Here is a 26,352-nt window from a genome sequence, read left to right on the forward strand (position 1 = left end):
CCCTCTTAACCTCTGCTGGCTCGAATCGAGGAAAACCAATCGATGAAGATCATGATCGTCACCGACGCATGGGAACCGCAGGTCAACGGCGTCGTGCGCACGCTGAAGAACACCACGCGCGAGCTGACTGAGCTCGGCCACAACGTCGACTTGCTGACGCCGCTCGAATTCCGGACGATTCCCTGCCCGACGTATCCCGAGATTCGCCTGTCGCTGCTGCCGCGCCGCAAGCTGCGCCAGCGTATCGACGAATTTGCGCCCGACGCGCTGCACATCGCGACAGAAGGCCCGCTCGGCATGGCCGCGCGCGCTTACGCGATCCAGCACAAGCTACCGTTCACGACCGCGTATCACACGCGCTTTCCCGAATATGTGCAGGCGCGTTTCGGCATTCCGCTCGCCGCGACTTACAAGTTCCTGCACTGGTTTCATAAGCCGTCGCTTGCCGTGATGGCGCCGACGCCGGTCGTCAAAAGCGACCTCGAAAAATACGGTTTCACGAATGTCGTGTTGTGGACGCGCGGCGTCGATCTCGACATTTTTCACCCGATGGATTCGAAGGTTCTGAATACCGCGCGGCCGATCTTTCTGTACGTAGGGCGCGTGGCCGTCGAGAAAAACGTCGAGGCATTCCTGAAGCTCGATTTGCCCGGCTCGAAATGGGTTGCGGGCGAAGGGCCCGCGCTGGCCGAGCTGAAATCGCGCTATCCGACCGCCAACTATCTGGGCGTGCTGACACAGGCCGAACTCGCCCGGGTCTACGCTGCAGCAGACGTGTTCGTCTTTCCGAGCCGAACGGACACGTTCGGGCTCGTGCTGCTCGAGGCGCTCGCCTGTGGCACGCCGGTCGCCGCCTATCCGGTTACCGGCCCGATCGACGTGCTCGGCAACGGCGGCGCCGGCGCGATGAACGAAGACCTGCGCGACGCGTGCCTGGAAGCACTCAAGATCGACCGCGCGCACGCACGCGCGTGGGCCGAGCGCTTTTCGTGGGCGGCGGCCTCCGAGCAGTTCGCCGCGCATCTGAAGCCGTTGCCGCGCGCGTCGTATCGCGAGGAGAGCGCGGCCGCGTGACGCGGCGCGCCTGGCTGCCCATGCGAAGCAGATACTCTCCCGCAAGCCGCGCGTCCGCGAACGGCGCGCTGCGCGCCGTTCACGCCCCCAACGAGCACGACACCGCGGGCGTCGAGCCGTTCGACGACGTCAGCGAATCCACCGTGCCGGATCGAATCGACGGGCATCGCCGGAACGGCCAAATCGCGGAGCACGCCCACCACGGCACATCCGCGAACAGCGACACCCAGCACGAACCGCTCGGTCCCGACGACCCGCTCGCGCCTCTGCCCTTCAATCCATACAAGGGCAACCGCGGCCTGACCCGCGCCTGGCACGCGATGAAAAACTCGCTCGCGGGCTTTCGTGTCGCTATCCGCGAGGAAAGCGCGTTTCGCCAGGAGCTGACACTTGCTGCGATTCTGCTTCCGTGCGGCGTGCTGGTCCCGGTCGAACCGGTATCGCGCGTGTTGCTGCTTGGCTCAGTGCTGCTGGTGCTGATCGTCGAGTTGCTGAATTCGAGCGTGGAAGCGGCCATTGACCGTATTTCGCTGGAACGGCACGAACTGTCGCGCCGCGCGAAAGACCTGGGCAGCGCGGCGGTAATGGTCGCGCTCGGCATGTGCCTGATGACGTGGGTGCTGATCGTGGGCCCGCTCGTCGTGCGCTGGGTTAAGGCGTGGTTATGACGCCAACGCAACGACAACCCAACGACGCCGGGCGGCGCGAGCGAAGCGATAAAAAACGCAGCTTTCAGATGACCTGCGTCCGCCGCAAAAATGAAAACCCTCGGTATCCGTTTGATATTAGAACGCTCGGTTTATAATCGTCCGGCAGTCTCAAAATAGCAACCGCGTCCGGGTGGAATACGCAGCAGCGGCACACCGCCGCGCGTCCGACCCGGCGTAACCAGGGCCGGACGACATGGAAGCCAAACCTCCCCGCCGCACGCGCGAACGGATACTCGAACTGTCGTTGAAACTGTTCAACGAAATCGGCGAGCCGAACGTCACGACGACGACTATCGCCGAGGAAATGGAGATCAGTCCAGGCAACCTGTACTACCACTTCCGCAACAAAGACGACATCATCAACAGCATCTTCAGCCAGTTCGAGCAGGAGATCGAAAAGCGTCTGCGTTTTCCCGACGACCACCGTGCGACCATCGACGAAATGTGGTCGTATCTGCAATACATGGTCGATTTCACATGGCGCTACCGTTTCCTGTATCGCGATCTGAACGATCTGCTCGCGCGCAACCGCACGCTGGAAACGCACTTCAAGCAGATCATCAGTCACAAGGTGCGTTTTGCCAGCCAGTTCTGCGATCAACTCGTGGCTGACGGCGAGATGGTCGCCACGCCGGACGAACTGCAAGTGATCGCGACCAACATCGGCGTGATCGCAACGTATTGGCTGTCGTATCAGTTCGTGATGAACCCGCGCAAATACAACGAGCAGGAAGCGATTCGCGCGGAACTCCACCAGGTGAGCGTACAGATCGTGTCGTTGATGGCGCCTTATCTGCGCGGCCGCTCGCGGCAGATTTTCGACGACCTGGTGTCGGGCAAGCTGCCCAAGCGCGAGTTCTACGATTATCTGCCGCCGAAAGAAGGCGCCGCGCCTCGCAACGAATAGGACGTTTCTCCATGAAGTCGGTGTGTGTGTATTGCGGCTCCGCGAACGGAGCCAAACCGTTGTATGCAGAAGCGGCGCGCGCGTTCGGCCGCACGCTCGTAGAAGCCGATCTCGCGCTGGTGTACGGCGGCGGCAAGGTCGGCCTGATGGGCGTGATCGCCGACACGGTCATGGCCGAAGGCGGCCGCGCGATCGGCGTGATTCCCGAGTTGCTCGTCAACAAGGAAGTGGGCCATAACGGGCTGACCGAATTGCACGTGGTGCCCGACATGCATCATCGCAAGAAGATGATGGCCGATCTGTCCGATGCGTTCGTTGCAATGCCGGGCGGCGCAGGCACGCTGGAGGAGCTCTTCGAGGTCTACACCTGGGCGCAGCTCGGCTATCACCAGAAACCGGTGGCACTGCTCAATATCGACGGCTTTTACGATCCATTGATCAATCTCTTGCAGCACACTGTCGACGAAGGCTTCATGCGCAAAGCGTATCTCGACATCCTGCAGATCGACGCCGAGCCTGGCGCATTGATCGGCAAGCTGCAACGCTATCAACCGCCCGCCGCCGACAAGTGGGCGATCAACCGCGACGCCGTCTGACTTCGGCCGCGATTGAAAGGCCGCCGCGTTTGCCTGGCGCCCACTCTCCCTGCACGTTGAGGTTGCGATGACGCAAACCGTTCTGATCACCGGCGGCAGCCGCGGTATAGGCCGCGCGACGGCGCGCTTGCTGGGCGCGCGCGGCTGGTCCGTCGGCGTGAATTACACGCAGAATCTGGCCGCCGCGCAGGAGACCGTCGCCGAAGTCGAGCGGGCCGGCGGGCGCGCATTGCCGGTTGCCGGCGACGTCGCAAACGAAGCCGACGTGATTGCGATGTTCGACCAAACGGAGCAGACCTTTGGCCGCCTCGATGCGCTCGTCAACAACGCGGGTATCGTTGCACCGTCGATGCAACTCGCCGACATGGATCTGGCGCGCCTCACGCGTATCTTCGACGTCAACGTGCTGGGCGCGTATCTGTGCGCGCGCGAAGCCGCGCGGCGCATGTCGACGGATCGCGGTGGCGCGGGCGGCGTGATCGTCAATGTGTCATCGGCGGCGGCGCGGCTGGGTTCGCCGAACGAATACGTCGACTACGCAGGCGCCAAAGGCGCGGTCGACACCATGACGCTCGGGCTCGCGAAGGAACTCGGCCCGCGAGGCGTGCGTGTGAACGCAGTACGGCCGGGTCTCATCGACACTGAAATTCACGCGAGCGGCGGCAAGCCGGATCGCGCCGCGCAACTGGGTTCGACAACCCCGCTCGGCCGCCCCGGCCGCGCCGACGAAGTTGCAGAAACCATCGTCTGGCTGCTGAGCGACGCCGCGTCGTATGTGACCGGCGCTCTCATCGACGTTGCGGGCGGCCGCTAGGCGCCCTTTCTTCACCGTCTATTTACGCGGCGGCCGATGTCACGCCGCGCCTCCTTCCTGTTCCCGCTTGCCGCCCATCACGCATAGGCATTGCCCCGGCACGTTCAACTGCTGCGTCTGTGCGCCGCAACGCGTGTAATCGTTCGTAAGAATAGGAGATTACAATCGCGGCCGATCGCGCGCCATGCCCGCGACGCCGAATAAAGAACCGGTACGCGCGCCTGAGTTGCCGCTTGCCGCGACAAGAGATCGTCTTATGCAAGAAAAGCCAGTCGCACCATCTCCGGCCGCCGGCTCGCAAGCCGCCGATCGCGCGCCTTACCTCGAGCGTTGGCGTGCGCTCGGCAACGTGCGTTCGCTGCTTTGGCTCGTGGCGATGGCGATCGTCTGCGCGTGGCTTTTGCCCGGCACCTTGGGTCACGATCCCTGGAAACAGGACGAGACTTATACATTCGGCATCGTCCAGCACATGCTCGACACCGGCGATCTCGTAGTGCCGACCAATGCGGGCCAGCCGTTCGTCGAAAAACCGCCTGTGTACGACTGGGTGGCCGCCGGCCTCGCATGGATGTTCGGCCGCTACATGCCACTGCATGACGCGGCGCGTCTCGCGAGCGCGCTGTTCGCCGGGCTGACCGTGTACTACACGGCCCGGGTCGCGCGCCGCGCCGTGAATGCCTCGAACTGGCGCGACTTGCGCGTGGTCAGCACGCTGGCGTTGTTTGGCGGCACCCTCGTCGTCGTCAAACACGTGCACGACATGATGACCGACGTCGCGCTGATGGCCGGTGCGGCGATCGGCTTCTGCGGGCTGTTCGAACTCGTGCTCGCGCATCTTCGTTATGACGGAGAACGAAACAACGACGCCGCGCAGCGTCGCCACGCGATACTAAGCGGCGCCGCGATGTTCGGCGCGGGCGTCGGCCTGTCGTTTCTCGCTAAAGGCCTGTTCGTGCCACTCGTGTTCGGCGCGACGGTCTGCGCGGTGCTCGTGCTTTATCCGGCCTGCCGCAGCCGCAGCTTCGCCGGTGCGCTCGGCGTGGCCGCGCTGGTGTGCGCGCCGTTCGCACTGATCTGGCCGCTCTGCTTCTATCTACGTTCTGAAGCGCTCTTCAAGGTGTGGCTGTGGGATAACAACGTCGGCCGGTTTTTTGGTTTTTCGGTGGCCGAACTCGGCTCGGAAAGCGAGAACCGGCTATTCGTGCTGCGCACCGTGCTGACCGTCGGTTTTCCTGTCGTGCCGCTGGCAGTGGCCGCGCTTGCGGGCGGCGCATGGCGGCGCTGGCGCGACCCGCGCGTCGCGTTGCCGGCGATTTTCGCGGGCACTGGTTTCGCCGTGCTGCAAAGCTCCGCGACGATCCGCGAACTCTACATTCTGCCTTTCATTGCGCCGCTGGCGTTGCTCGCGATGCAAGGCGCCGAGCGGTTGCCGCAGCGTTTCCATACGGCGTGGGACATGACGAGCCGCGTGTTGTTCGGCAGCACGGCGGCGCTCGCCTGGATTGTCTGGTCCATCGCGAGCAGCCCGGTGAACACGCATGCATCGCTGCACCGGCTCGGCCGATGGTTGCCGCTCGACTTCGTCTTACCCGTCCGCCCCGGGCTGATCGCCGCCGCGCTATTGATGACTATCGGCTGGCTGTGGCTGCTGCCCGCCTTCAAATACACGGGCAAGTGGCGCGGCCCGCTCAGCTGGTGCGCGGGCGCTGTCGTCGCATGGGGCTTGGTGAGCACGCTGCTGCTGCCCTGGCTCGATTACGCGAAGAGCTACCGCTCGGTGTTCGAAAACCTCGGCGAGGCGTTGAACGTGGAATGGAATGACGGCGATTGCATGGCGAGCATCGGCTTAGGCGAGTCCGAAGCGCCGATGCTCGAATATTTTGCGGGCATCGAGCACCAGCCGACCGTCGACGCCCGCACGACCGGGTGTACGTGGCTGATTGTCGGAGGCCGGCGGGACAACCCGTCCACACCGGCTGGCGACTGGCGTCTCTTCTGGTCGGGCGCGCGTCCGGGCGATACCGACGAGTTGTTGCGCGTCTTCGTGCGTACCCCGGCTGTCGGTGCAGGGACGCGATAACGCGAGAATCGTGCGTTGATAAAGCGGCGTTCGCCTAAGAGAGAATCCGGGCAATGCGCCCATTCAAGAAGACCCGCCGTACGCGCATTAGCCCGCAACGCGGTGCGTCAGGCGGCCAGAACGCACGTCAACTACCGGCGGACGGCTTTTTCGCGCGCGATTGGAACGACGAGCCCGGCTCGCGCAGAAAGGCGATTTCATCGGCTGTGGACTGGCGACCGAGCACCGCATTCCGATGCGGAAAGCGTCCAAAGCGCTCGATGATCTTTGCGTGCCTCACCGCGAACGAATAATAAGACGCACCGCCCGGCTCGGCGGCAAGGGCCTTGAAAAGACGCAGCGATTCATGCTGGCTTGCAAGCGATTCGTCGTGTTCGAACGGCAGATAAGCGAACGCGCGATGATGCACGCCCGGCAACAGCCGGTCCGCTCGACTCGCAACCATCTGCTCTGCAATAGCCAGCGCTTTCCGGTCGGCCGCGAATGCCGTAGCCGTGTCGCGGTGGCAATTGCGCGAAAACTGATCCAGCACGATAACGAGCGACAGTGCTCCTAACGGCGTTGCGGCCCAACTGTCGAGTTGGGACTCGCGGGCGGCATCGATCAGCGTTGCGAAACGTTCGCGCAAGCTCGCATCGAACGAATCGTCGGCGGTGAACCAGAGCTTGCGCGGCTCGCCGAAGTCCGGCGAGTACGGCGCACCGAACCAGCAGTCGAGCACGGCGCGCGCCTGCGGATCGAGCGCGGCGTAGTCAGCCGACCGGCGGTCGGCCACCTCGCCTGCAAGCGCATCGGTCAGCGCATTCGCCACCGGCACCGGCGCCGGCGCCGCGCCGTCGGTGTCGGTGCCGAGGTCAGCCATTGCGGTTGCGCATCCAGTCAGCCGTTTCGAAAAACGAGCCGAGCAGCCGTTCTCTCAGCGGCTCGGCAAGCCCTATGTCTTCCATCGCCCAAGCCATGCAGCGAAGCCACTGGTCCCGTTCGCTCGACGCGATCGCGAACGGCAAATGCCGCGCACGCAGGCGCGGATGCCCGAACCGGCTGATGTAATGATCGGGCCCGCCCAGCCATCCGCAGAGGAACCAGAACAGCTTGTCGCGCGAGCCATCCATCGACTCGGGATGCAACGCGCGAATGCCGGCAAACTCCGCTTCGAGATCCATCAGGTCGTAAAAACGGTCGACGAGTTCACGCACACGCGCTTCTCCGCCAACCAGTTCGAAGGCCGTAGGCTGCGCCGCCGACACTTCGTCATCAAGCTCACTCATAACAACTCATCAACAGAAACCGAGGGAAAAATCAGGCGTCCCGCAAAGACTGCAACGCGGGCCGCGACAGCACATGCCGCAAGCTCAGCCAGCCGCCGACCGCCGCACACGCGACGCCCGCCGCGATTCCGGCGGGCAGCAGCCATGGATTGAACTCGAGATAGAACTGGAACACGCGAGTCGCGAGCACCCAGCCGATCACCTGCGCCCCGAGCGCCGCCATGAATCCGGCGAGCGCGCCGACCGCGACGAACTCGGCAATCTGCACCGTGCGAACCTGACCGTGGGACGCGCCCAGCGCGCGCAACAGCGCGGATTCTCGCATACGCTCGTCGCGCGTGCCGGCGAGCGCCGCGTACAGCACGAGCACGCCTGCCGCGAGCGTGAAGGCGAACAGGAATTGCACCGCGCCGATCACCTGCTGCAACACGCGCTGCACCTGCGCGAGAATTGGACCGGTGTCGATGGCCGTCAGGTTCGGGTACGCGGCGATCAGGCCGTCGATTGTCGAACGTTTTTCAGGCGGCAAATGGAAGCTGGTAATGAACGTAGCCGGGAAGTCCTGCAACGCGGCCGGCGGCATCAATACGAAAAAGTTGACCTTGAACGAACCCCAGTCGAGCTTGCGAACGCTCGTGACCGGGGCGTCGATCTGCAGGCCGGTGACGTCGAAGCGCAGCACGTCGCCCGGCTTCACGTTGATCAGCTTCGCGAGGCCTTCTTCGATCGAAATCTGCGGCGTCTTTGCGTCGCCATACCAGGTGCCGGCGGAAAGGCGATTGTCCTCGGGCAACTGCGTCGTGTACGACAGATTGAATTCGCGGTCCACTAGCCGCTTCGCGTCGTCGCCCTTGAACGAATCGGGATTCACCGCTTTGCCGTTGATGGCGGTGAGCCGGCCGCGCACCATCGGCGAGAGCACCGTGTCCGGCACGCCATGCGTGTCCAGATAATGCGTGACCGCGTCGCGCTGATCGGGCTGAATGTCGATGATGAATTCGTTCGGCGCATCGGGCGGCGTCGATTTGCGCCAGCCGGCCACGAGATCGTTGCGCGTCATCGCGATCAACAGCAGGCACATGAGGCCAATGCCGAGCGCGGTGATTTGCAACGCGCTCGCACTGCTGCGCCGCTCCAGCGAGGCGAGCGCATAACGCCAGCCGATGCCCGCATTCACACGCTCGCTGCGCACCACGCGCGCCGCGCCCCACAGCGCAACGCGGGCGACGCACGCGAACACCAGCAGCCCGCCCGCGAAACCGCCCGCGACGATTCCGCCGAGCTTCAACTCGCCCGCCGCGACGATCAACAGTCCCGCGAAGAGCACGATGCCGAGCGCATACGCGGCCCACGCCGTGCGCCCTTCTTCGCCCCACTCGCGACGCAGCACGCGAACCGGCGGCACACGCGTGAGCGGCAACAGCGGCGGCAGCGCAAAGCCGAGCAGCAGCACCAGACCGGCTGCGATGCCTTCGAGCGCCGGCCATGCCGTGGGGTACGGCAACGCGACGTCGATGAGACTGCCAAGCCACGTCAGCAACGCCAGATGGCCGAGATACCCCAGCGCGACGCCGAGCGCGCCGCCCAGCACGCCCACGCCGACGAATTCGAGCGTGAACAGTGCCCGCAGCGTGCGCTGACTCACGCCGAGACAACGCATTGCGGCGCACCCGTCGAGATGCCTGCGCATATACCGATGCGCGGCCATCGCGATCGCCACGGCCGCGAGCAGCGCGGTCAGCAGCGAGACGAGCGTGAGGAAATGACTTGCGCGGTCGAGTGTCTGGCGCACTTGCGGCTGGCCGTCCTGCAAGGATTCGAGCGCGACCCCGCGCATCTTGCCGCCGTCCACCTTGCCATGCGCGAACTCGGCAAAGCGCGCGACCGACGCATCGGCTCCCGCGACGAGAAGCCGGTACGTCACGCGGCTGCCGAACGTGATGAGTCCGGTGGACTGAACCTCGTCCGCGCGCATCATCAATCGGGGCGAAAAGTTGACGAACGAGAAGCCGCGGTCGAGTTCGCGCGTGATCATCGCGCCGATGGTGAAGCTGCGGTTGCCGACCTTCACCGTGTCGCCTATGCGCACCTTCAACGCGTCGAGCAGTTGCTGATCGACCCAGACGGTGCCAGGCGCGGGAATGGTTTGCGCGGGATGATCCGCCGCCGTGGGCGTTGACGCAATCCGCAACGCGCCGCGCAGCGGATAGCCCGGCGACACCGCCTTGATTGCGGCGAGTCGCGACACCGGCTGGGAGCCGGTCGAGTTGATCATGCTCGGAAAGATTGCCGTGGTCGCCGTGCTCAGCCCGAGCGCCGACGCCTGCTGCGCAAACTGCGGATCGACCGGATGATCCGCGCGCACGATGAAGTCGGCGGCGATCATGCGACGTGCGTCGCGCTCGAGCCCTTGATGCAAACGGTCGGCGAGAAAGCCGACGCTCGATAGCGCCGCGACGGCCAGCACCAGCGCGAGCAGCAGCATGGTGAGTTCGCCCGCGCGCCAGTCGCGCGCGGTCATGCGAATCGCCTGGCGCAGCAGATCGCCGCCGCTAAAGCGGCGCGTCGCGGACACGCCGACGCGTGCCGTGGAATGTGTGGCCTTGTTGCTGGCTTCGTCGGTACCGCTGGTCTCGCGGGTTTCGCTGGTATCGCGGGTTTCGCTCAATCGTGCCGGCTCCTCGCGAGGCGCGACACCATATGCGTGGCCATGCCGCGAAAGCCGCCCTGCACGCCGCGCCACAACCGCGGCAACACCCAGCCGGCCAGCACCAGGAAGCCGACGATCAGCACGAGAAACAGCAGCGGCAGGAAGAGCGCGAGCAGGATGCCGCCGAATACGAGGCCGTCTTCGGCGGTCGACGTGACGATATTCGACACCGGTTCCGGCGACAGATTAATCAGCGCGCGCGTACCCGCTTTCGTGAGATGCGCGGTGCCTGCGAGCGTGCCGCCCGCGAGCGCGGCTACCGTCAGCAGCGCGGGATCGGCATGGCCGAGTGCACCGGCTGCGAGCACGGCGCCGGCCGGAATGCGGATAAAGGTGTGAATTGCGTCCCACAAGGAATCGAACGCGGGAATCTTGTCTGCAAGAAATTCAGTGATGGTCAGCGCGCCCGCCACGCCGATCACCCAAGGCGAGGACAGCGCGGACAAGGTATCGGGAAGATGAACGAGGCCGAGGCGCTCGAACACGCCGGCCAGCAGGACCGTCAGATAGAGGCGCAGGCCGCTGCCCCATGAGAGCCCCGCAGCAAGCGAAAGTGATTCAAGCATGGCCGCCTCCAGGCGCGCGGTGCGTGCCGGGCGCTTCGGCAGGCCAATCACGAAGGAGTCGCCACACCGAAGTCGTCAGACCCGCGCCAAGCCGGCCGCGCCGGGCAGGCCGCGGGCAACTTCAGGTTGGTTTCAATCTCATTATAGCCACGTTAATTCGCAGAACGCAGAGTGGCTTGCAAAATGGCGGCATGTGCAGGGACTCAATGTCCCGACGACAGCTTGAGCCCGACCAGGCCGACGACAATCAGCGCCGCGCTCGCAATCCGCGCAACCGTCAGCGCCTCGCCCATCATCACGATGCCGAAGATGAACGCGCCGACCGCGCCGATGCCGGTCCACACCGCGTAAGCGGTGCCGAGCGGCAACTGCCTCATAGCCATTGCCAGCAGCACGAAGCTGCCGACCGCCGTCACGATGGTGAACACCGAAGGCCACAGCCGTGTGAAACCGTCCGAGCTTTTGAGACCGGCCGCCCAAGCGACTTCGAGCAAACCGGCGACGCATAGAAGAATCCAGGACATGGAACAGCTCCATTGATCAGATGGGGCCGTCCCCGTTTGTAAAAAGCGTAAGGCCGTCCTTACGGTTCGTAATTATAACGATCCGCTCGCCATCGCGCTGCGAGGTGCACGCCGCCAAGCTCAAGCCACGCCGACCAGCCGGTATCCGACACCTGTTTCCGTGACGATGTGCTCGGGTTGCGCCGGATCGCGCTCCAGTTTGCCCCGCAAGTGCGCCATATAGATTCGCAGATAGTGATAGCTCTCGACATGCGACGGCCCCCACACGTCGCGTAGCAATTGCCGGTGCGTCAGTACGCGGCCTGCATGGCGCACGAGCGTTGCGAGCAGCCGATACTCGATCGGCGTCAGATGAACCGCGGCGCCTTCTCGCGTCACCTGGCGCAACGCCAGATCGACGCTTACCGCGCCAAAGCGCACCTGCGGCGACTCGTTCGCGCCGCCCTGATTGCGACGCCGCAGATGCGCGCGGATTCGCGCGAGCAGTTCGGACACGCCGAAGGGCTTCGTCAGGTAATCGTCCGCACCGGCATCGAGCGCCGCGACTTTCTCGCTCTCCTGCGTGCGCGCGGACAGCACGATCACCGGCAATTCGCTCCAGCCGCGCAATTCACGGATCACGTCGAGACCGTCGGTGTCGGGCAGGCCGAGATCGACGATCACGAGATCGGGCTTGCGCGTCGCGGCTTCTACCAGGCCCTGCTTGCCGGTCTCGGCGTCATACACGGCGATGCCCTCGCCTTCCAGCGCCGTGCGCACAAAGCGGCGAATCTGCTTTTCGTCTTCGATCAGAACGACGGTGATGCTCGGCTCACTCATGAGTTGGTTTCGCTAGCTGGTCCAGGTGCGGGTTTGAATGCGAGTCCAAATCCGCGGGTGTTGAGTCTGCTTGTCCCGGATTGTGTCCCAGATCGTCGTCGGCTTCTTCGTCCATCGGATCCGGCGCGTCCGGCGGCGTGTCGACGGGCAGCGTGAACCAGAAGCGCGCACCGTCGATGCGGCCATCAACCGCCTCTGCCGAACCTGCCGAACCTACAGACCCAGCGGCCACGCGATTGAGCGCGCCGATGCTTCCGCCGTGCGCTTCCACGATCGCTCGGCAAATCGCGAGACCCAGGCCCACGCCGGGCTTGGTCGATTCCTTCTCGCCGCGCGTGAACTTCTCGAACACTCGCGTTTCCATGCCGGCTGGCAGGCCCGGCCCATTATCGTCGACCGTGACGCGCACGAACGGCTTGCCGTCCAGCTCGAAGCGTTGCGCGCCGATGGTCAGCGGCGTACCGGGCGACGTGTATTTCGCCGCATTCTCGAACAGGTTCGAAAAAAGCCGCTCCATCAGTACAGCGTCCAGATGCAGCAACGGCAGGTCGGCCGCGAGATTGACCTGCACCGGGTGTCCGTTCAGCGCACGCTTGCAGGCGCGCAACGCCGCGCCCACGGTTTCTTCGAGCGGCGTCCACTGCCGGTTTAGCTGCAGGCTGCCCTCCTGCAAGCGCGCCATGTCGAGCAGATTCGTCACGATCCCGGTCATGCGCAGCGCTTCTTCATGGATCGCCTCGACGAGTTCACCGTCGCGCTCCACGTCGACATGAGTTCCCCGCGATTGTGCGAGCATCGACGAGAAGCCGACGATCGTTGTAAGCGGAGTGCGCAAATCGTGCGAAATCGCCGACAACAGCGAGTTGCGCAAACGTTCGGATTCCATACTGACCAGCGCGTCGCGCGCGATGTCCACATAATGCACGCGCTCAAGCGCGAGCGCGATCTGCGCGGCGAACGCGTCGAGCATGCGCTCCTGCTCAGGCACGTCCAGTTCGCGTTCGTCGCGCATCACCACCGCAAGCACGCCGCGCGTACGCATCGGCGCCTTTAGCGGCAGATACAGGGCAGCCGCGGCGGGCAGCGTGTCGGTACCGTGTCCGGCCGGCTTCTGGTGATCGTAGACCCATTGGCCGACATCGGTATCGAGCAGTTCGCCTTCGAGCGTGATTGCGGCGTCCGGGTCCTCGATTTTCTGCTTCACCCGATCGGCGCTGTCCGGCAACAGAACCGCAACGCGCGCGCCGAACACTTCGCTCACGTGACGGCTCCCAATGCCGACGATCTGTTCGGTCGTCAGCGCGGCGGCCAGTTCGCGCGCCATCGAGTACATCGCGCCGGTGCGCTGCTCGCGACGCCGCGCGACCCGCGCCTCGCGTCGCAAGCTCGACGTTAGATGACTGATCACGAGCGAGGTCAGCAACATGCCGAAGAACGTCAACAGATATTGCGTATCCGACACCGACAGCGACAAGCGCGGCGGCACGAAGAAAAAGTCGAATGCGGCGACGCTCAGGAACGACAGCAGCACGCCGGGCCCGCGCCCGAGTTTCGCTGCTGTGAAGACCACGCCGAGCAGATACAGCATGACCAGGTTCGTCAGATCGATGTGATCGCTCAACTGGCTCGACAACGCGGTGATGCCCGCGCAGATCGCCAGTGCGAAGCCGTACGCGCGCGGCGGCGAGCGCCGTTCGCGCGCGGCGCTCAACGCATCGCGCCACGCGTTCGCAGTCGTGCTGAGCAGGCGGTGCTGCTCGCCGCTGCCGCTTTCCGACGACGACGGGCGAATCAGCGTGAGATCGACATGACCCGCCTTTTCTGCGATGCGTTCGCCAAGCGGGCGGCGCAGCCAGCGCGTTAGACCGGAGCGGGTCGACGCGCCCGCCACCAGTTTCGACACGTTGCGAGCCTGTGCGTAACCGGCCAGCGCCGAAGCCGCGTCGACGCCCGCTAGCGTCGCCGTTTCCGCGCCGAGTTCAGCTGCGAGCTTCAATGCATTCAACGTGCGTTCGCGCCGCGCATCGGGTAAGCGCTGCAGCGCGGGCGTCTCCACATACACCGCGATCCAGTCCGCCTTCAGACTCGTGGCGAGACGCGCCGCCGCGCGCACCAGCATCGGCGCTTCGGGGCCGGGACCGACGCATACCAGCAAGCGTTCCCGCGCCTGCCAGATCCGTTCGATCGAACGATCGGCACGATACTCCCGCATTTGCGCGTCGACCCGATCGGCGGTACGGCGCAATGCCAGCTCGCGCAACGCGATCAGGTTGCCCTTGCGAAAGAAATTGCGCACGGCGCGCTCGGCCTGTTGCGGCAAATACACCTTGCCGTCGCGCATGCGGTCGAGCAGTTCCTCGGCTGGAAGATCGACCAGCGTGACTTCGTCGGCGCGATCGAACACGCGGTCGGGGACTGTCTCCCACACGCGGATGCCCGTGATCTGTCCAACCACGTCGTTCAGGCTTTCCAGGTGTTGAACGTTGACGGTCGTATAGACGTCGATGCCGGCGTCGAGCAGTTCATACACGTCCTGCCAGCGCTTGAGATGCCGCGCGCCCTGCACATTCGAATGCGCGAGTTCATCGACGAGAATGAGTTGCGGCTTGCGCGCGAGCGCCGCGTCGAGATCGAATTCGCCGAGCTTGCGCCCACGGTAGTCGAACTGTGCGAGCGGCAGCACGTCGAGCCCTTCGAGCAGCGCAGCGGTTTCGCCACGTCCATGCGTTTCGGCGATGCCTACCACCACGTCCGCGCCTTCGTCACGGCGGCGGCGCGCCGCCTGCAACATCGCGTATGTCTTGCCGACGCCCGCCGACGCGCCGAAAAAAATCTTCAGCCTGCCGCGTTGACGCTGTTGTTCGTCGCGCTGCAGCTTGTCGAGCAGTTGATCGGGATCGGGGCGGTTCATGCTTGCATGTTCGATGGTAGGCACCTGGCGGTGCGTGCATGGTGGCACGGCGGCGGCCAGGCCGCAAATCGTTCATAACGATGTGCGGCCATGACCTGTGAAAAGATAAAAACCGCACTCTCGCGCGCCGCCTGTTCCGCCGGTTGTCCGGCCGCTCCCCGGTTAGCGTTGCGCCGGGCTCCGGTCAGGCGCCCTCACCCGCGCTTCATCTCGTCGAGCGCGAGGTTCAGTTGCAGCACGTTCACGCGCGGCTCACCGAGAATGCCGAATTGACGGCCACTCGTATAACGGTCCACTAGCGCTCGCACATCGTTCTCTCCGAGCCCTCGCGCTTTCGCGACTCGATCGATCTGATAAGCGGCCGCCGCGGGGCTGATCTCAGGGTCCAGTCCGCTTCCGGACGACGTCACCAGATCGACCGGCACGGGCTTCGACATATCCGTTCCGGCAGCCTTCAACGCGTCGATGCGGCCTTTCACTTCGTCCAGAAGCGCCGGATTGGTCGGCCCGAGATTGGAGCCGCCCGAAGCCTGCGCGTTATAGGGCATCGGGCTCGTGGCCGATAAGCGTCCCCAGAAGTACTGCGGCGCATCGAATTGCTGGCCGATCAGCTTCGAGCCGACCACCTTGCCGTCCCGCTCGATGAGGCTGCCATTGGCCTCATCGTGAAACAGCGTTTGGCCCACGGCGGTGACCAACGCCGGATAAGCGAGCCCGGTAACGGCGCTGAGCACCGCGAAAAGAACGATCAACGGACGCAAAAGATTTTTCATGACGATTGTTTCCTCGTAGGCTGCCGATTTTCAACAGCCGGACTCAAACCCAGCCAAACGCGGCGAGCACCATATCTATCAACTTGATGCCGATGAACGGCACCACGATTCCACCCAGCCCGTACACGAGCAGATTGCGTCGCAGCAGAACCGCAGCGCCGAGCGCCCGATAACGCACGCCTTTCAACGCGAGCGGAATCAGCAGCACGATGATCAGCGCGTTGAAAATCACCGCCGACATGATCGCGGATGCCGGCGTTGCCAGATGCATCACGTTCAGCGCATTCAGTGCCGGATAGGTGGTTGCGAACGCAGCCGGAATGATCGCGAAGTACTTGGCCAGGTCGTTGGCAATCGAGAATGTGGTGAGCGAGCCGCGCGTCATCAGCATCTGCTTGCCGATTTCTACGATCTCGATCAGCTTCGTCGGATTCGAATCGAGGTCGACCATGTTGCCGGCTTCTTTCGCGGCCTGCGTGCCGGTGTTCATCGCAACCGCGACGTCGGCCTGTGCGAGCGCAGGGGCATCGTTCGTACCGTCGCCCGTCATGGCCACGAGGCGTCCTTCGGCCTGGTGCGCGCGGATCGTCGCGAGCTTGGCTTCCGGCGTCGCTTCTGCAAGAAAATCGTCGACACCCGCTTCTGCCGCAATCGCCGCGGCCGTCAGCCGGTTGTCGCCCGTCACCATCACCGTCTTGATGCCCATTTTGCGCAACTCGGCAAAGCGTTCCTTGATGCCGCCTTTCACCACATCCTTCAACTCGATCACGCCCAGCACGCGCGCACCGTGTTCGCCTTTCTCCGCGACGACGAGCGGCGTGCTGCCGCGCCGCGCGACTTCGGCGACTGCGTCGCTGACTTCGTGCGGAAAACGGCCACCGTTCGCTTCGACGTAATGCTTCACCGCATCCGCAGCGCCCTTGCGAATTTCTCGGTTCGGCAGATCGACGCCGCTCATCCGCGTTTGCGCGGTAAACGCGAGGAACACCGCGTGCAGCGACGCCATATCGCGCTGACGGATGTTGAAACGCTGCTTCGCGAGCACGACGATGCTGCGTCCTTCTGGCGTTTCGTCGGCAAGCGACGATAGCTGCGCTGCGTCGGCAAGCGCTTCTTCGGTGAGACCCGGCGCCGGAACGAAGAGCGACGCCTGGCGATTGCCGAGCGTGATCGTGCCGGTCTTGTCGAGCAACAGCACGTCGACGTCGCCGGCCGCCTCGACCGCGCGACCCGACGTTGCAATGACGTTCGCCTGCATCATGCGGCTCATGCCGGCCACGCCGATGGCCGACAACAGGCCGCCGATCGTGGTCGGGATCAGGCAAACCAGTAGCGCGACTAGAGCGGTGATCGTCACGACGTGGCCCGCCGCATTGGCCAGATGCGCCGCTTCCACGGAGAACATCGAGAAAGGCAGCAGCGTGGCCGTCGCGAGCAGCATCACGATGGTCAGTGCAACCAGCAGAATGGTCAGCGCGATCTCGTTCGGCGTCTTGTGACGCTTCGCGCCTTCGACCATCGCGATCATGCGATCGAGGAACGCTTCGCCGGGATTTGCGGTGACGCGCACGACGATCCAGTCGGACAGCACGCGCGTGCCGCCCGTCACCGAAGAAAAGTCGCCGCCCGACTCGCGAATCACCGGCGCGGATTCGCCGGTTATCGCGGATTCATCGACGGACGCGACGCCCTCCACTACCTCGCCGTCGGCCGGAATCACGTCGCCGGTTTCGATCAGCACCACGTCGCCACGACGCAGATCCGACGCGGTGACGATCCGGATTGGCGACTTCGGATGCGGCTCGTTCAACTTCTTCGCCATCACGTCTTTCTTCGCGCTGCGCAGCGATGCGGCCTGCGCTTTCGAGCGGCCCTCGGCGAGCGCTTCGGCGAAGTTCGCGAACAGCACCGTGAACCACAACCACAGCGTGACCGCGAGGATGAATCCCGCAGGCGCCTCCGCCTGACCGGCGAGCGCGGCGATCCACAGGATCGTCGTGAGAATACTGCCGACGTACACGCAGAACATCACCGGGTTACGGAACTGCGTGCGCGGCGTGAGCTTCCTGAAAGAGTCCGCGATCGCCGGGCGCAGCAGCGCCGGATCGAACATGGACCTCGTTGCATTGTGTTCAGTCATTGCATCCTCGAATTTCGCGTTGCTTTTTTGCCGACGCGTACGGATACGCGTCTTGCCACGTCGTTGCGTATCAGTGCTGGCATCAGTTCGCGCCCATCATCATCAGATGTTCGACGCCCGGACCGAGCGCGAGCGCCGGCACGTAAGTGAGCGCACCGACCAGCAGCACCGTGCCGAGTAGCAGAACGACGAAGAGCGGCCCGTGCGTCGGCAGCGTGCCGCCGGTCACGCCGATGCGCTTCTTGGCAGCAAGCGAGCCGGCAATCGCGAGCACGGGGACGATGGTGCCGAAGCGGCCGAACCACATCGCAATTGCAGTGAGCCAGTTATAGAACGGCGTGCCCACGGTCAGGCCCGCGAACGCGCTGCCGTTGTTATTCGCGGCCGAGCTGAACGCGTAGAGGATCTCCGAGAAGCCGTGTGCGCCCGGATTGGCGATGCCCGCCTTGCCTGCGTCGCTCAGCACCGCGATCGACGTGCCGACCAGCACGAGCAACGGCGTGAGCAGAACGACGATGGACACCATCTTCATCTCGTACGCTTCGATCTTCTTGCCGACATATTCCGGCGTGCGGCCGATCATCAGACCCGCCACGAACACGGCGAGCAGCGCGAACACCAGCATGCCGTACAGGCCCGAACCGACACCGCCGAAGATCACTTCGCCAAGCTGCATCAGCAGCAGCGGATAGAGGCCGCCGATAGGCGTCAGCGAATCATGCGTGTTGGCGACCGCGCCGCACGAAGCCGCCGTCGTCGCGACAGTGAAGATGCCGGATTGCGCGATGCCGAAGCGCGTTTCCTTGCCTTCCGCGTTGCCGCCAGACTGCATCGCGCTCGCCGACTGATCGACATGCAGCGCGGTGAAAGCCGGATTGCCGCCCTGCTCCGCTCCGATCTCGCCGAACACGCACACGCCGAACGCAATCGTCATTGCCGCGAGCACGGCCACACCTTGTTTGCGGTCCGCGATCATGCGGCCGAACACGAGCGCGAGCGCGGCCGGGATGATCAGTATCGAGAAGAGCTGCAGGAAGTTGGAGAACGGCGTCGGGTTCTCATACGGATGCGCGGAGTTACCGTTGAAGAAACCGCCGCCGTTGGTGCCGATCATCTTGATCGCTTCCTGCGACGCAACCGGACCCATCGCGATGGTCTGCGTTTTGAGCGGCGTATCGACTGTCACCGCATTACCCTTCGCGTCCTTGACCGGATTGCCTTGCGCGTCGAGCTTCGGCGTGGCATAGGTCGTGGTTTGCAATGTCGGCACGTCTTTATACGCGTTGAAGTTCTGGATCACGCCCTGGCTCATCATCAGCGTCGCGACGATGACCGACATCGGCAGCAACACATACAGCGTCACGCGTGTGAGATCGACCCAGAAATTGCCGATGGTTTGCGCCGTATGGCGGGCGAAGCCGCGAACCAGCGCGATCACGACGACGATGCCGGTCGCCGCGGAGAAAAAGTTCTGCACCGTGAGGCCGAGCATCTGCGTGAGATAGCCCACCGTTTGTTCCGGCGTGTAGTCCTGCCAGTTCGTATTGCTCACGAAGCTGATCGCGGTATTAAACGCACCGTCGACGGTCATGGCGCCGAACTGCTGCGGATTGCCGGGCAACCAGCCCTGCACGCGCAACAGCAGATAAAGAAACACGACGCCCAGCGCATTGAACGCGATCGTTGCGATCGCGTAGTGCTTCCAGCTCATTTCCGTCGACGGATCGACGCCGGCGACGCGGTACAACAGCCGCTCGATCGGTCCGCCAATGCGCAGCACGCGCGAACTGCCCTCCATCACGCCGTGCAGATAGCGCGACACAGGCACCGCGGCGGCCAGCAGAACGACGATAAAGAGCGCCGCCTGCAAGACATTATTCGCGTTCATTCAATGTCCTCCGCGCGCAACAGCGCATAGACGAGGTACGCAAACAGCAGCGCGGTTGCCGCGCCGGAGAGCCACAACATCCAGTTCATGAGCGTGCTCCCTGGCCGCGACGGGACAGCATCAGCTTCTCGCAGCCGGCAATCAGTGCAAACGTCAGCGCGGTGAAAAGCGCGACGGCTACGACGTACAGCGCATCCATTTTTATTCTCCATTGACGGAATTCGGATAGCCGCAACGGTATGCGCATGCGCGTAAAGGGCTGATCAAAGCTGGGGTTCGCGATATAAAAATCGCGTAAACGCACAAGGCCGTTGCATCGCGAGATGCAACGGCCCTGGTGGCGGTCAATGGCTCGACCTGGTTAGATGCTCAGGTCCGGGCTGTCAGGAAGACGCGCGAACGCGCATGAGGACTACGGCAACAGGATGGTCGACCCCGTGGTCTTGCGTGATTCGAGATCCGTATGCGCCTGAGCTACATCGGCGAGCGCGTAGCGCTGGTTGATGCTCGTCTTGACCTTGCCTGAAATCAGCACATCGAATAGTTCGGCCGACATCGCCTCGTAGTCGCTGCGTTTGCCGATATACGTGAACAGCGTGGGGCGCGTGAAGAACAGCGAGCCGCGGCCGGCGAATTCGGACGAGTCGATAGGCGGCAACGGTCCCGACGCATTGCCGAAGCTCACGAACATGCCGAGTGGTGCGAGGCAATCGAGCGAGCCCGTAAACGTATCTTTACCAATGGAGTCGTACACCACCGGCACGCCCGCGCCGTTGGTGATTTCGCGCACGCGCTTCGTGAAGTTTTCGCGCGTATAGACGATCGCGTGATCGCAGCCATGCGCCTTCGCGATCTCCGCTTTCTCGTCCGAGCCGACGGTGCCGATCACCGTCGCGCCCAGTGCCTTCGCCCACTGGCACACGAGCAAGCCGACCCCGCCCGCGGCCGCCTGAATCAGGATTGTGTCGCCGGCCTTGACACGATACGTGCGGCGCAGCAGGTACTGAGCGGTCAGGCCTTGCAGCATCACCGAGGCGGCCTGTTCATCGCTTACCGCGTCCGGCAACTTGATGACCTGTGCGGCCGGCAACACGCGCTCCTGCGCATAAGCGCCAGGCGGCCTTGCCACGTAGGCGACGCGATCGCCCGCTTTCAGATCGTTCACGCCCGCGCCGACCGCGATCACCTCGCCGGCTGCTTCCATGCCGAGGCCGCCCGGCAGCGGCAGCGGATACAGACCGGTACGAAAGTACACGTCGATATAGTTGAGCCCGACCGCCGTCTGACGGATGCGAATTTCGCCGGCTCCGGGGTCGCCCACCTCGACGTCGACCCATTTCATCACCTCGGGGCCGCCGGTTTTATCGAATCGGATTGCTTTGACCATTCGTGTCTCCTTGATTTGGAATGCGGGCTGATTGTCTGGCCGATGAGCCTCGCGTATGCAGCGTCAAACTTGTTGCGTGAGACGCAGCGTGAGGACGTCGAGAACCATGCGTGCCGTCGAGATGTTGGTCGCGCACGGAATGTTGTGTACGTCGCATGCGCGTACCAGCGCGTTGATATCCGGTTCGTGCGGTTGCGGCGTCATCGGATCGCGCAGGAAAATCACCATGTCCACGCGCCCTTCCGCGAGTTGCGCGCCGATCTGCAGGTCGCCGCCGTGCGGGCCGGACAGCATGCGCTCGACGGTCAGCCCGTGCGCTTCGCTAATGCGCCCGCCGGTCGTGCCGGTCGCGACGACATCGCAGCGCTTGAGCGTGTCGACGTATTCGCCGGCCAGTTTGACGATGTCGTCTTTCTTGTGATCGTGCGCGATCAGCGCAATGCGGGTGGTCATGACGTAAGACTCCTGGAACCGTTGTGATTGTCGTTGTTGTGATGTTGCTCGAAGTGCTGCCGTGGACCCACGGCACGCACCTACGTGAACGTATGCGTCTAGAACGTGCCGGGATAGGCGCCGCCGTCGATCAGCCAGTTCTGTCCGGTGATGTAACCCGCGTGGACGCTGCACAGAAAGGCACAGGCACGGCCGAATTCGTCGGGATTGCCGAAGCGTCCGGCGGGAATCGCCTTCATGCGCTGCGCGCGGGCTTCTTCGAGGGAAATGTTGTTCGATTTCGCTGCCGCCTGCATGGTGACGGCGATCCGGTCCGTATCGAACATGCCCGGCAGCAGGTTGTTGATCGTCACGCCTGTGGGCGCCATCTTGCGCGCGAGACCCGCGACAAAACCGGTCAGGCCCGAGCGCGCGCCGTTCGACAGGCCCAGCACGTCGATCGGCGCCTTCACGGACGAACTCGTGATGTTGACGATGCGCCCGTAGCCGCGCGCGCTCATCGAGTCGATAGTCGCCCGGATCAGCTCGATCGGCGTGAGCATGTTGCTTTCCAGCGCGCGGATCCAGTCGTCGTGCGTGAATTCGCGGAAGTCGCCGGGCGGCGGCCCGCCCGCGTTGTTCACCAGAATGTCCGGCTGCGGACAAGCCGCGAGCGCCGCTGCCCGGCCTTCGGGCGTGGTGATGTCGCATGCGACCGTCTTCACCTCGACGCCAGTTCGACGGCGAATGTCGTCGGCTGTCGCTTCGAGCGGGCCGGCAGTGCGGGCGACGATCGTCAGGTTGACGCCTTCGGCCGCGAGCGCTTCGGCACAACCACGCCCCAAACCCTTGCTCGCCGCGCAAACCAGCGCTGTGCGTCCTGCAATGCCCATGTCCATGTGTGCGTTCTCCTCGCTGGCGTCTTGCTGAATGGTTGCAAAGTTTCCCCCGATTCTAGAAGAATCGGTGCCGGACTGCGCCGGGCTGTTGCAATCTCCGGTATCTTCCGGGGCCACTCTTTCGGTAAACTTGCGCCGTGGCGCGTGCGCCGGCCGTCGCAAGTTGATTGCGCTCGCCGCGCAATGCGCCGAACCGATCCCCGAATCGGCCCCGAATCGACCTTTTTGCCGCCGCTCGTGCCCCCGCCCATGACTCAGGACAGCCGTTTTCCCAACCTTTTCATCCTCGATCACCCGCTGATCCAGCACAAGCTGTCGCACATGCGTGACCGGGACACCTCGACGCGCACGTTCCGCGAACTGCTGCGCGAGATCACGCTGCTGATGGGCTACGAAATCACCCGCAATCTGCCGATGACCACCCGCCGGCTCAGCACGCCGCTCGTCGAGATCGACGCGCCGGTGATCGCCGGCAAGAAGCTCGCGATCGTTCCGGTGCTGCGCGCGGGCATCGGCATGTCGGACGGTCTGCTGGAACTGGTGCCGTCGGCACGCGTGGGTCACATCGGCGTGTATCGCGCGGAAGATCACCGGCCGGTCGAATATCTGGTGCGCCTGCCCGATCTCGAAGACCGCGTGTTCATTCTGTGCGATCCGATGGTCGCGACCGGCTATTCGGCGGTGCATGCAGTCGACGTGCTCAAGCGCCGCAACGTGGCTGGCGAGAACATCCTGTTCCTCGCGCTGGTCGCCGCGCCCGAAGGCGTGCAGGTGTTCCAGGACGCGCATCCGGACGTGAAGCTTTTCGTTGCATCGCTCGATTCGCATCTGAATGAGCACGCGTACATCGTGCCGGGCCTGGGCGATGCGGGCGACCGCTTGTTCGGAACGAAGAACTGACGAATAGAAAAATGGGGCCGGCGGCATCTCATTGCCGCCGCTGAACGCCGCGCACGCGCACTTTCTGTGCAATTCACGTCGACGTCTGCCTCTGCCGGCCCGTCCCGCCGTGATAAAATTCGAGTCCACTTAAAGGGCAGCCCCGCTTCCGGCACCTCGAGGCTCGCAGCGTGTCCTGGCGGGCAATGCACGCTGACCGGGCGAGCCAGCCGTTATTCGCGGCGTTAGCCGCACGGCGCCTGCCGGCCGCGCCACAGTGCTTCGCACCCGCCAGCCGCGCCAGGCGCGATGAGACGAGACACGGCGCGACGCGACACGACTTGGACTTGAGTAACGGCGGCTAAACGGACAAGGGCGCGAATTCAGCATCGAGGCGCAAAGCGGCAAGCACACGCACGAGCGCCCGGAATCGCAACGACAATTGCACAATGCGTGCGCCCCGCTGGCGCGCGCGACGGAGAAAGGTATGGCGGGTCATTCGAAATGGGCCAACATCAAGCATAAGAAAGCAGCGGCCGACGCCAAGCGCGGCAAGGTCTGGACGCGGCTCATCAAGGAAATTCAGGTCGCGGCGCGCATGGGCGGCGGCGACATCGACTCGAATCCGCGTCTGCGGCTCGCCGTCGAAAAGGCGTACGACGCCAACATGCCGAAAGACAACGTCAACCGCGCAATTCAGCGCGGCGTGGGCGGTGTGGACGGCGCGAACTACGAAGAAATCCGCTACGAAGGCTACGGCATCGGCGGTGCGGCGGTGATCGTCGACACCATGACCGACAACCGTACCCGCACGGTGGCGGAAGTGCGTCACGCGTTCTCGAAGAACGGCGGCAACATGGGCACCGACGGCTCCGTCTCGTTCATGTTCGATCACGTCGGCCAGTTCCTGTTTGCGCCGGGCACGCCCGAAGACAAGCTGATGGAAGCCGCGCTCGAAGCCGGCGCCGACGACGTCGTCACGAACGAAGACGGCAGCATTGAAGTTTTGTGCCCGCCGAACGACTTCCCGAAGGTGAAGGCCGCGCTCGAAGCCGCGGGCTTCAAGGCCGAAGTGGCCGAGGTGACGATGAAACCTCAGACGGAAGTCGAGTTCACCGGCGACGACGCGGTGAAAATGCAGAAGCTGCTCGACGCGCTGGAAAATCTGGACGACGTGCAGGAAGTCTATACAAACGCCGCGATCGCCGACGAGTGAGTGGGCTCAGGCACCGTTCGGGTTGGGCTCGCGTTGATCGACGAACCCGAACCCGCGACGGGCTGCCGGCGCGCCTTCGCGTTGCTGCTTGATTGCTGGTTTGCTACGGCTTGCTGCTTTACCGCCGCTTTATGCAGATCGTTGCGCTGAACGGGCGTTCTGGACAGAGGTGCAGGATTGTGCGCCCGCCACGTCATCGCCGCTCGGGCTCGTCCCGGGCTTGGTGCGCAGGCTTAGTCGCCGGCGCGGGCCGACCCGGCGCGAATCTCGCTATTTATTGCACGGCTGCGCTCGCTGCTTCAGCCGTTTATCGTTTTTAAAGTCTCGGGGATTCACATGAAGTTACTCGTCGTCGGTTCCGGCGGTCGCGAACATGCGCTCGCATGGAAGCTCGCGCAATCGCCGCGGGTCCAGCTCGTCTACGTGGCTCCTGGCAACGGCGGCACCGCGCAGGACGAGCGTCTGCGCAACGTCGACATTACGGAGCCGGCCGCGCTCGCCGATTTCGTCGAGCAGGAACAGATCGCCTTCACGCTGGTCGGGCCGGAAGCGCCGCTCGCGGCAGGCATTGTCAATCTGTTCCGCTCCCGCGGCCTGAAGATTTTCGGACCGACGAAGGAAGCGGCGCAGCTCGAAAGCTCGAAAGACTTCGCGAAGGCGTTCATGAAACGCCATGCGATCCCCACGGCCGAATACGAAACCTTCGCCGACGTCGCCGCTGCGCACGCGTACCTCGACGCCAAGGGCGCACCGATCGTCATCAAGGCTGACGGCCTCGCCGCCGGCAAGGGCGTGGTCGTCGCGCAGACGCTGGAAGAAGCGCACGCCGCGGTCGACATGATGCTGTCGGACAACAAGCTCGGCGACGCCGGCGCGCGCGTCGTGATCGAGGAGTTCCTCGCGGGCGAAGAGGCAAGCTTCATCGTGATGGTCGACGGCAAGCATGTGCTGCCGCTCGCGTCGAGCCAGGACCACAAGCGTCTGCTCGACGGCGATCAGGGCCCGAACACCGGCGGCATGGGCGCCTACTCGCCCGCGCCGATTGTCACGCCGCAACTGCATGCACGCGTGATGCGCGAAATCATCCTGCCGACCGTGCGCGGCATGGAAAAAGAAGGCATCCGCTACACCGGCTTTCTGTACGCGGGTCTGATGATCGACGCGCAAGGCAATCCCAAAACGCTCGAGTTCAACTGCCGCATGGGCGACCCCGAAACGCAGCCGATCATGGCGCGTTTGAAGGGCGACTATTCGAAGGTGGTCGAGCAGGCAATCGCGGGCACGCTGGATACAGTCGAACTGGAGTGGGACCGCCGCACCGCGCTGGGCGTGGTGCTCGCCGCGCACAACTATCCGGATACCCCGCGCAAGGGCGACCGCATCAACGACATCCCTGCGGAGACGGCGGACTCGGTCACCTTCCATGCGGGCACCACGCTAACCGACGGCAAGCTCCTCACGTCGGGCGGCCGCGTGCTGTGTGTGGTCGGCCTGGCCGACTCGGTGCGCAGTGCGCAGTCGGTCGCGTATGAAACGATCAACCAGATCTCGTTCGACGGCATGCAGTACCGCCGCGACATCGGTTATCGCGCGCTGAACCGCAAGCACGACGCGAAGACGGAAGGCAAGCACTGACGCGCGAGGCGCTCGCCGGTTCGCGGCGCCAGCGGCGCTACACTGCGGGTATGCGGGCGCGCACGTTCGGCCGCGCCTTCGCGACGGCGTCTTCGAAACACAGCGCGGCGCCTCACGAGCAACC

24 protein-coding genes are annotated in these 26,352 nt (G+C 64.2%); 9 read left to right on the forward strand and 15 right to left on the reverse strand.

Translation table 11 applies throughout. The annotated features are described in order from the left end of the window. Window positions 1-42: 42 nt before the first annotated feature. The 6 genes from ACTJLB_RS19850 (at window position 43) to ACTJLB_RS19875 (ending at window position 6,181) form a co-directional block, all read left to right on the forward strand. Complete coding sequence (locus ACTJLB_RS19850) at window positions 43-1,074, forward strand: glycosyltransferase family 4 protein (protein WP_020069563.1); 1,032 nt, start codon at window positions 43-45, stop codon at window positions 1,072-1,074. 20 nt (window positions 1,075-1,094) lie between these two features. Further along, window positions 1,095-1,742 carry a diacylglycerol kinase gene (locus tag ACTJLB_RS19855; RefSeq protein ID WP_440784259.1) on the forward strand — a complete coding sequence of 216 codons (648 nt, stop codon included), beginning with the start codon at window positions 1,095-1,097 and terminating at the stop codon, window positions 1,740-1,742. Window positions 1,743-1,977: 235 nt separating this feature from the next. Next, window positions 1,978-2,691, forward strand: coding sequence for a TetR/AcrR family transcriptional regulator (locus tag ACTJLB_RS19860; protein WP_020069561.1), 714 nt, complete (start codon window positions 1,978-1,980; stop codon window positions 2,689-2,691). Window positions 2,692-2,702: 11 nt separating this feature from the next. Further along, window positions 2,703-3,287 carry a TIGR00730 family Rossman fold protein gene (locus tag ACTJLB_RS19865; RefSeq protein ID WP_440784260.1) on the forward strand — a complete coding sequence of 195 codons (585 nt, stop codon included), beginning with the start codon at window positions 2,703-2,705 and terminating at the stop codon, window positions 3,285-3,287. 67 nt (window positions 3,288-3,354) lie between these two features. After that, complete coding sequence (locus tag ACTJLB_RS19870; protein WP_310068465.1) at window positions 3,355-4,101, forward strand: SDR family oxidoreductase; 747 nt, start codon at window positions 3,355-3,357, stop codon at window positions 4,099-4,101. Window positions 4,102-4,357: 256 nt separating this feature from the next. Then, window positions 4,358-6,181, forward strand: a complete 1,824-nt coding sequence (locus ACTJLB_RS19875; protein ID WP_440784261.1) for an ArnT family glycosyltransferase — start codon at window positions 4,358-4,360, stop codon at window positions 6,179-6,181. Between the two features lie 127 nt (window positions 6,182-6,308). Here ACTJLB_RS19875 and ACTJLB_RS19880 read toward each other — a convergent pair whose 3' ends face one another. From ACTJLB_RS19880 to ACTJLB_RS19950, 15 genes are all read right to left on the reverse strand, one after another. Next, the gene (locus tag ACTJLB_RS19880) at window positions 6,309-7,043 is read right to left on the reverse strand and encodes a DUF924 family protein (protein WP_440784262.1); all 735 of its coding nucleotides are present in this window, start codon (window positions 7,041-7,043) and stop codon (window positions 6,309-6,311) included. Then, entirely contained in the window at window positions 7,036-7,449 is a 414-nt protein-coding gene (locus tag ACTJLB_RS19885) for a group II truncated hemoglobin (protein ID WP_020069556.1), read from the reverse strand. Before ACTJLB_RS19885 ends, ACTJLB_RS19880 begins: the two co-directional genes overlap by 8 nt. A 31-nt stretch (window positions 7,450-7,480) precedes the next feature. Beyond that, window positions 7,481-9,970: an ABC transporter permease gene (locus ACTJLB_RS19890; RefSeq protein WP_408130898.1), complete on the reverse strand. Its 2,490-nt coding sequence runs from the start codon at window positions 9,968-9,970 to the stop codon at window positions 7,481-7,483. A 143-nt stretch (window positions 9,971-10,113) separates the two neighbouring features. Beyond that, a complete protein-coding gene (locus ACTJLB_RS19895; protein WP_440784263.1) occupies window positions 10,114-10,725 on the reverse strand; it encodes a DUF4126 domain-containing protein in 612 nt (203 codons plus the stop codon). A 203-nt stretch (window positions 10,726-10,928) separates the two neighbouring features. Next, window positions 10,929-11,249 (reverse strand): quaternary ammonium compound efflux SMR transporter SugE, encoded by a 321-nt coding sequence (sugE, locus tag ACTJLB_RS19900; protein ID WP_440784264.1) that lies wholly within the window; start codon window positions 11,247-11,249, stop codon window positions 10,929-10,931. A 120-nt stretch (window positions 11,250-11,369) separates the two neighbouring features. Beyond that, window positions 11,370-12,068, reverse strand: a complete 699-nt coding sequence (gene kdpE / locus ACTJLB_RS19905) for a two-component system response regulator KdpE (protein WP_020069552.1) — start codon at window positions 12,066-12,068, stop codon at window positions 11,370-11,372. Further along, the gene (locus tag ACTJLB_RS19910; RefSeq protein WP_440784265.1) at window positions 12,061-14,979 is read right to left on the reverse strand and encodes a DUF4118 domain-containing protein; all 2,919 of its coding nucleotides are present in this window, start codon (window positions 14,977-14,979) and stop codon (window positions 12,061-12,063) included. The genes kdpE and ACTJLB_RS19910 overlap by 8 nt, the downstream gene beginning before the upstream one ends. Window positions 14,980-15,173: 194 nt before the next feature. Continuing rightward, a complete protein-coding gene (kdpC, locus tag ACTJLB_RS19915; protein ID WP_087754093.1) occupies window positions 15,174-15,752 on the reverse strand; it encodes a potassium-transporting ATPase subunit KdpC in 579 nt (192 codons plus the stop codon). Between the two features lie 43 nt (window positions 15,753-15,795). Continuing rightward, complete coding sequence (gene kdpB / locus ACTJLB_RS19920) at window positions 15,796-17,892, reverse strand: potassium-transporting ATPase subunit KdpB (RefSeq protein WP_027776635.1); 2,097 nt, start codon at window positions 17,890-17,892, stop codon at window positions 15,796-15,798. 82 nt (window positions 17,893-17,974) lie between these two features. After that, a complete protein-coding gene (kdpA, locus tag ACTJLB_RS19925; RefSeq protein WP_440784266.1) occupies window positions 17,975-19,780 on the reverse strand; it encodes a potassium-transporting ATPase subunit KdpA in 1,806 nt (601 codons plus the stop codon). After that, window positions 19,777-19,869 carry a K(+)-transporting ATPase subunit F gene (gene kdpF / locus ACTJLB_RS19930; protein ID WP_020069547.1) on the reverse strand — a complete coding sequence of 31 codons (93 nt, stop codon included), beginning with the start codon at window positions 19,867-19,869 and terminating at the stop codon, window positions 19,777-19,779. The genes kdpA and kdpF overlap by 4 nt, the downstream gene beginning before the upstream one ends. Then, a complete protein-coding gene (locus ACTJLB_RS19935) occupies window positions 19,866-19,979 on the reverse strand; it encodes a hypothetical protein (protein ID WP_020069546.1) in 114 nt (37 codons plus the stop codon). The genes kdpF and ACTJLB_RS19935 overlap by 4 nt, the downstream gene beginning before the upstream one ends. 213 nt (window positions 19,980-20,192) lie before the next feature. Then, window positions 20,193-21,167: a quinone oxidoreductase family protein gene (locus tag ACTJLB_RS19940; RefSeq protein ID WP_408486665.1), complete on the reverse strand. Its 975-nt coding sequence runs from the start codon at window positions 21,165-21,167 to the stop codon at window positions 20,193-20,195. A gap of 63 nt (window positions 21,168-21,230) precedes the next feature. After that, on the reverse strand, window positions 21,231-21,620 hold the full coding sequence (locus tag ACTJLB_RS19945) for a methylglyoxal synthase (protein WP_020069544.1): 390 nt from the start codon (window positions 21,618-21,620) through the stop codon (window positions 21,231-21,233). A gap of 98 nt (window positions 21,621-21,718) precedes the next feature. After that, entirely contained in the window at window positions 21,719-22,498 is a 780-nt protein-coding gene (locus ACTJLB_RS19950; protein ID WP_020069543.1) for an SDR family oxidoreductase, read from the reverse strand. A gap of 249 nt (window positions 22,499-22,747) precedes the next feature. Between ACTJLB_RS19950 and upp the strand changes: the two genes are divergently transcribed. From upp to purD, 3 genes are all read left to right on the forward strand, one after another. Next, window positions 22,748-23,398: a uracil phosphoribosyltransferase gene (gene upp / locus ACTJLB_RS19955; protein WP_027776630.1), complete on the forward strand. Its 651-nt coding sequence runs from the start codon at window positions 22,748-22,750 to the stop codon at window positions 23,396-23,398. A gap of 466 nt (window positions 23,399-23,864) precedes the next feature. Continuing rightward, complete coding sequence (locus ACTJLB_RS19960; protein WP_013339911.1) at window positions 23,865-24,593, forward strand: YebC/PmpR family DNA-binding transcriptional regulator; 729 nt, start codon at window positions 23,865-23,867, stop codon at window positions 24,591-24,593. A gap of 336 nt (window positions 24,594-24,929) precedes the next feature. After that, on the forward strand, window positions 24,930-26,228 hold the full coding sequence (gene purD / locus ACTJLB_RS19965) for a phosphoribosylamine--glycine ligase (RefSeq protein WP_310352176.1): 1,299 nt from the start codon (window positions 24,930-24,932) through the stop codon (window positions 26,226-26,228). Window positions 26,229-26,352: the final 124 nt, after the last annotated feature.

This window comes from Paraburkholderia sp. 22098 (genome assembly GCF_052045935.1).
In the GTDB taxonomy this organism is placed as follows: Bacteria; Pseudomonadota; Gammaproteobacteria; order Burkholderiales; family Burkholderiaceae; genus Paraburkholderia; species Paraburkholderia caledonica.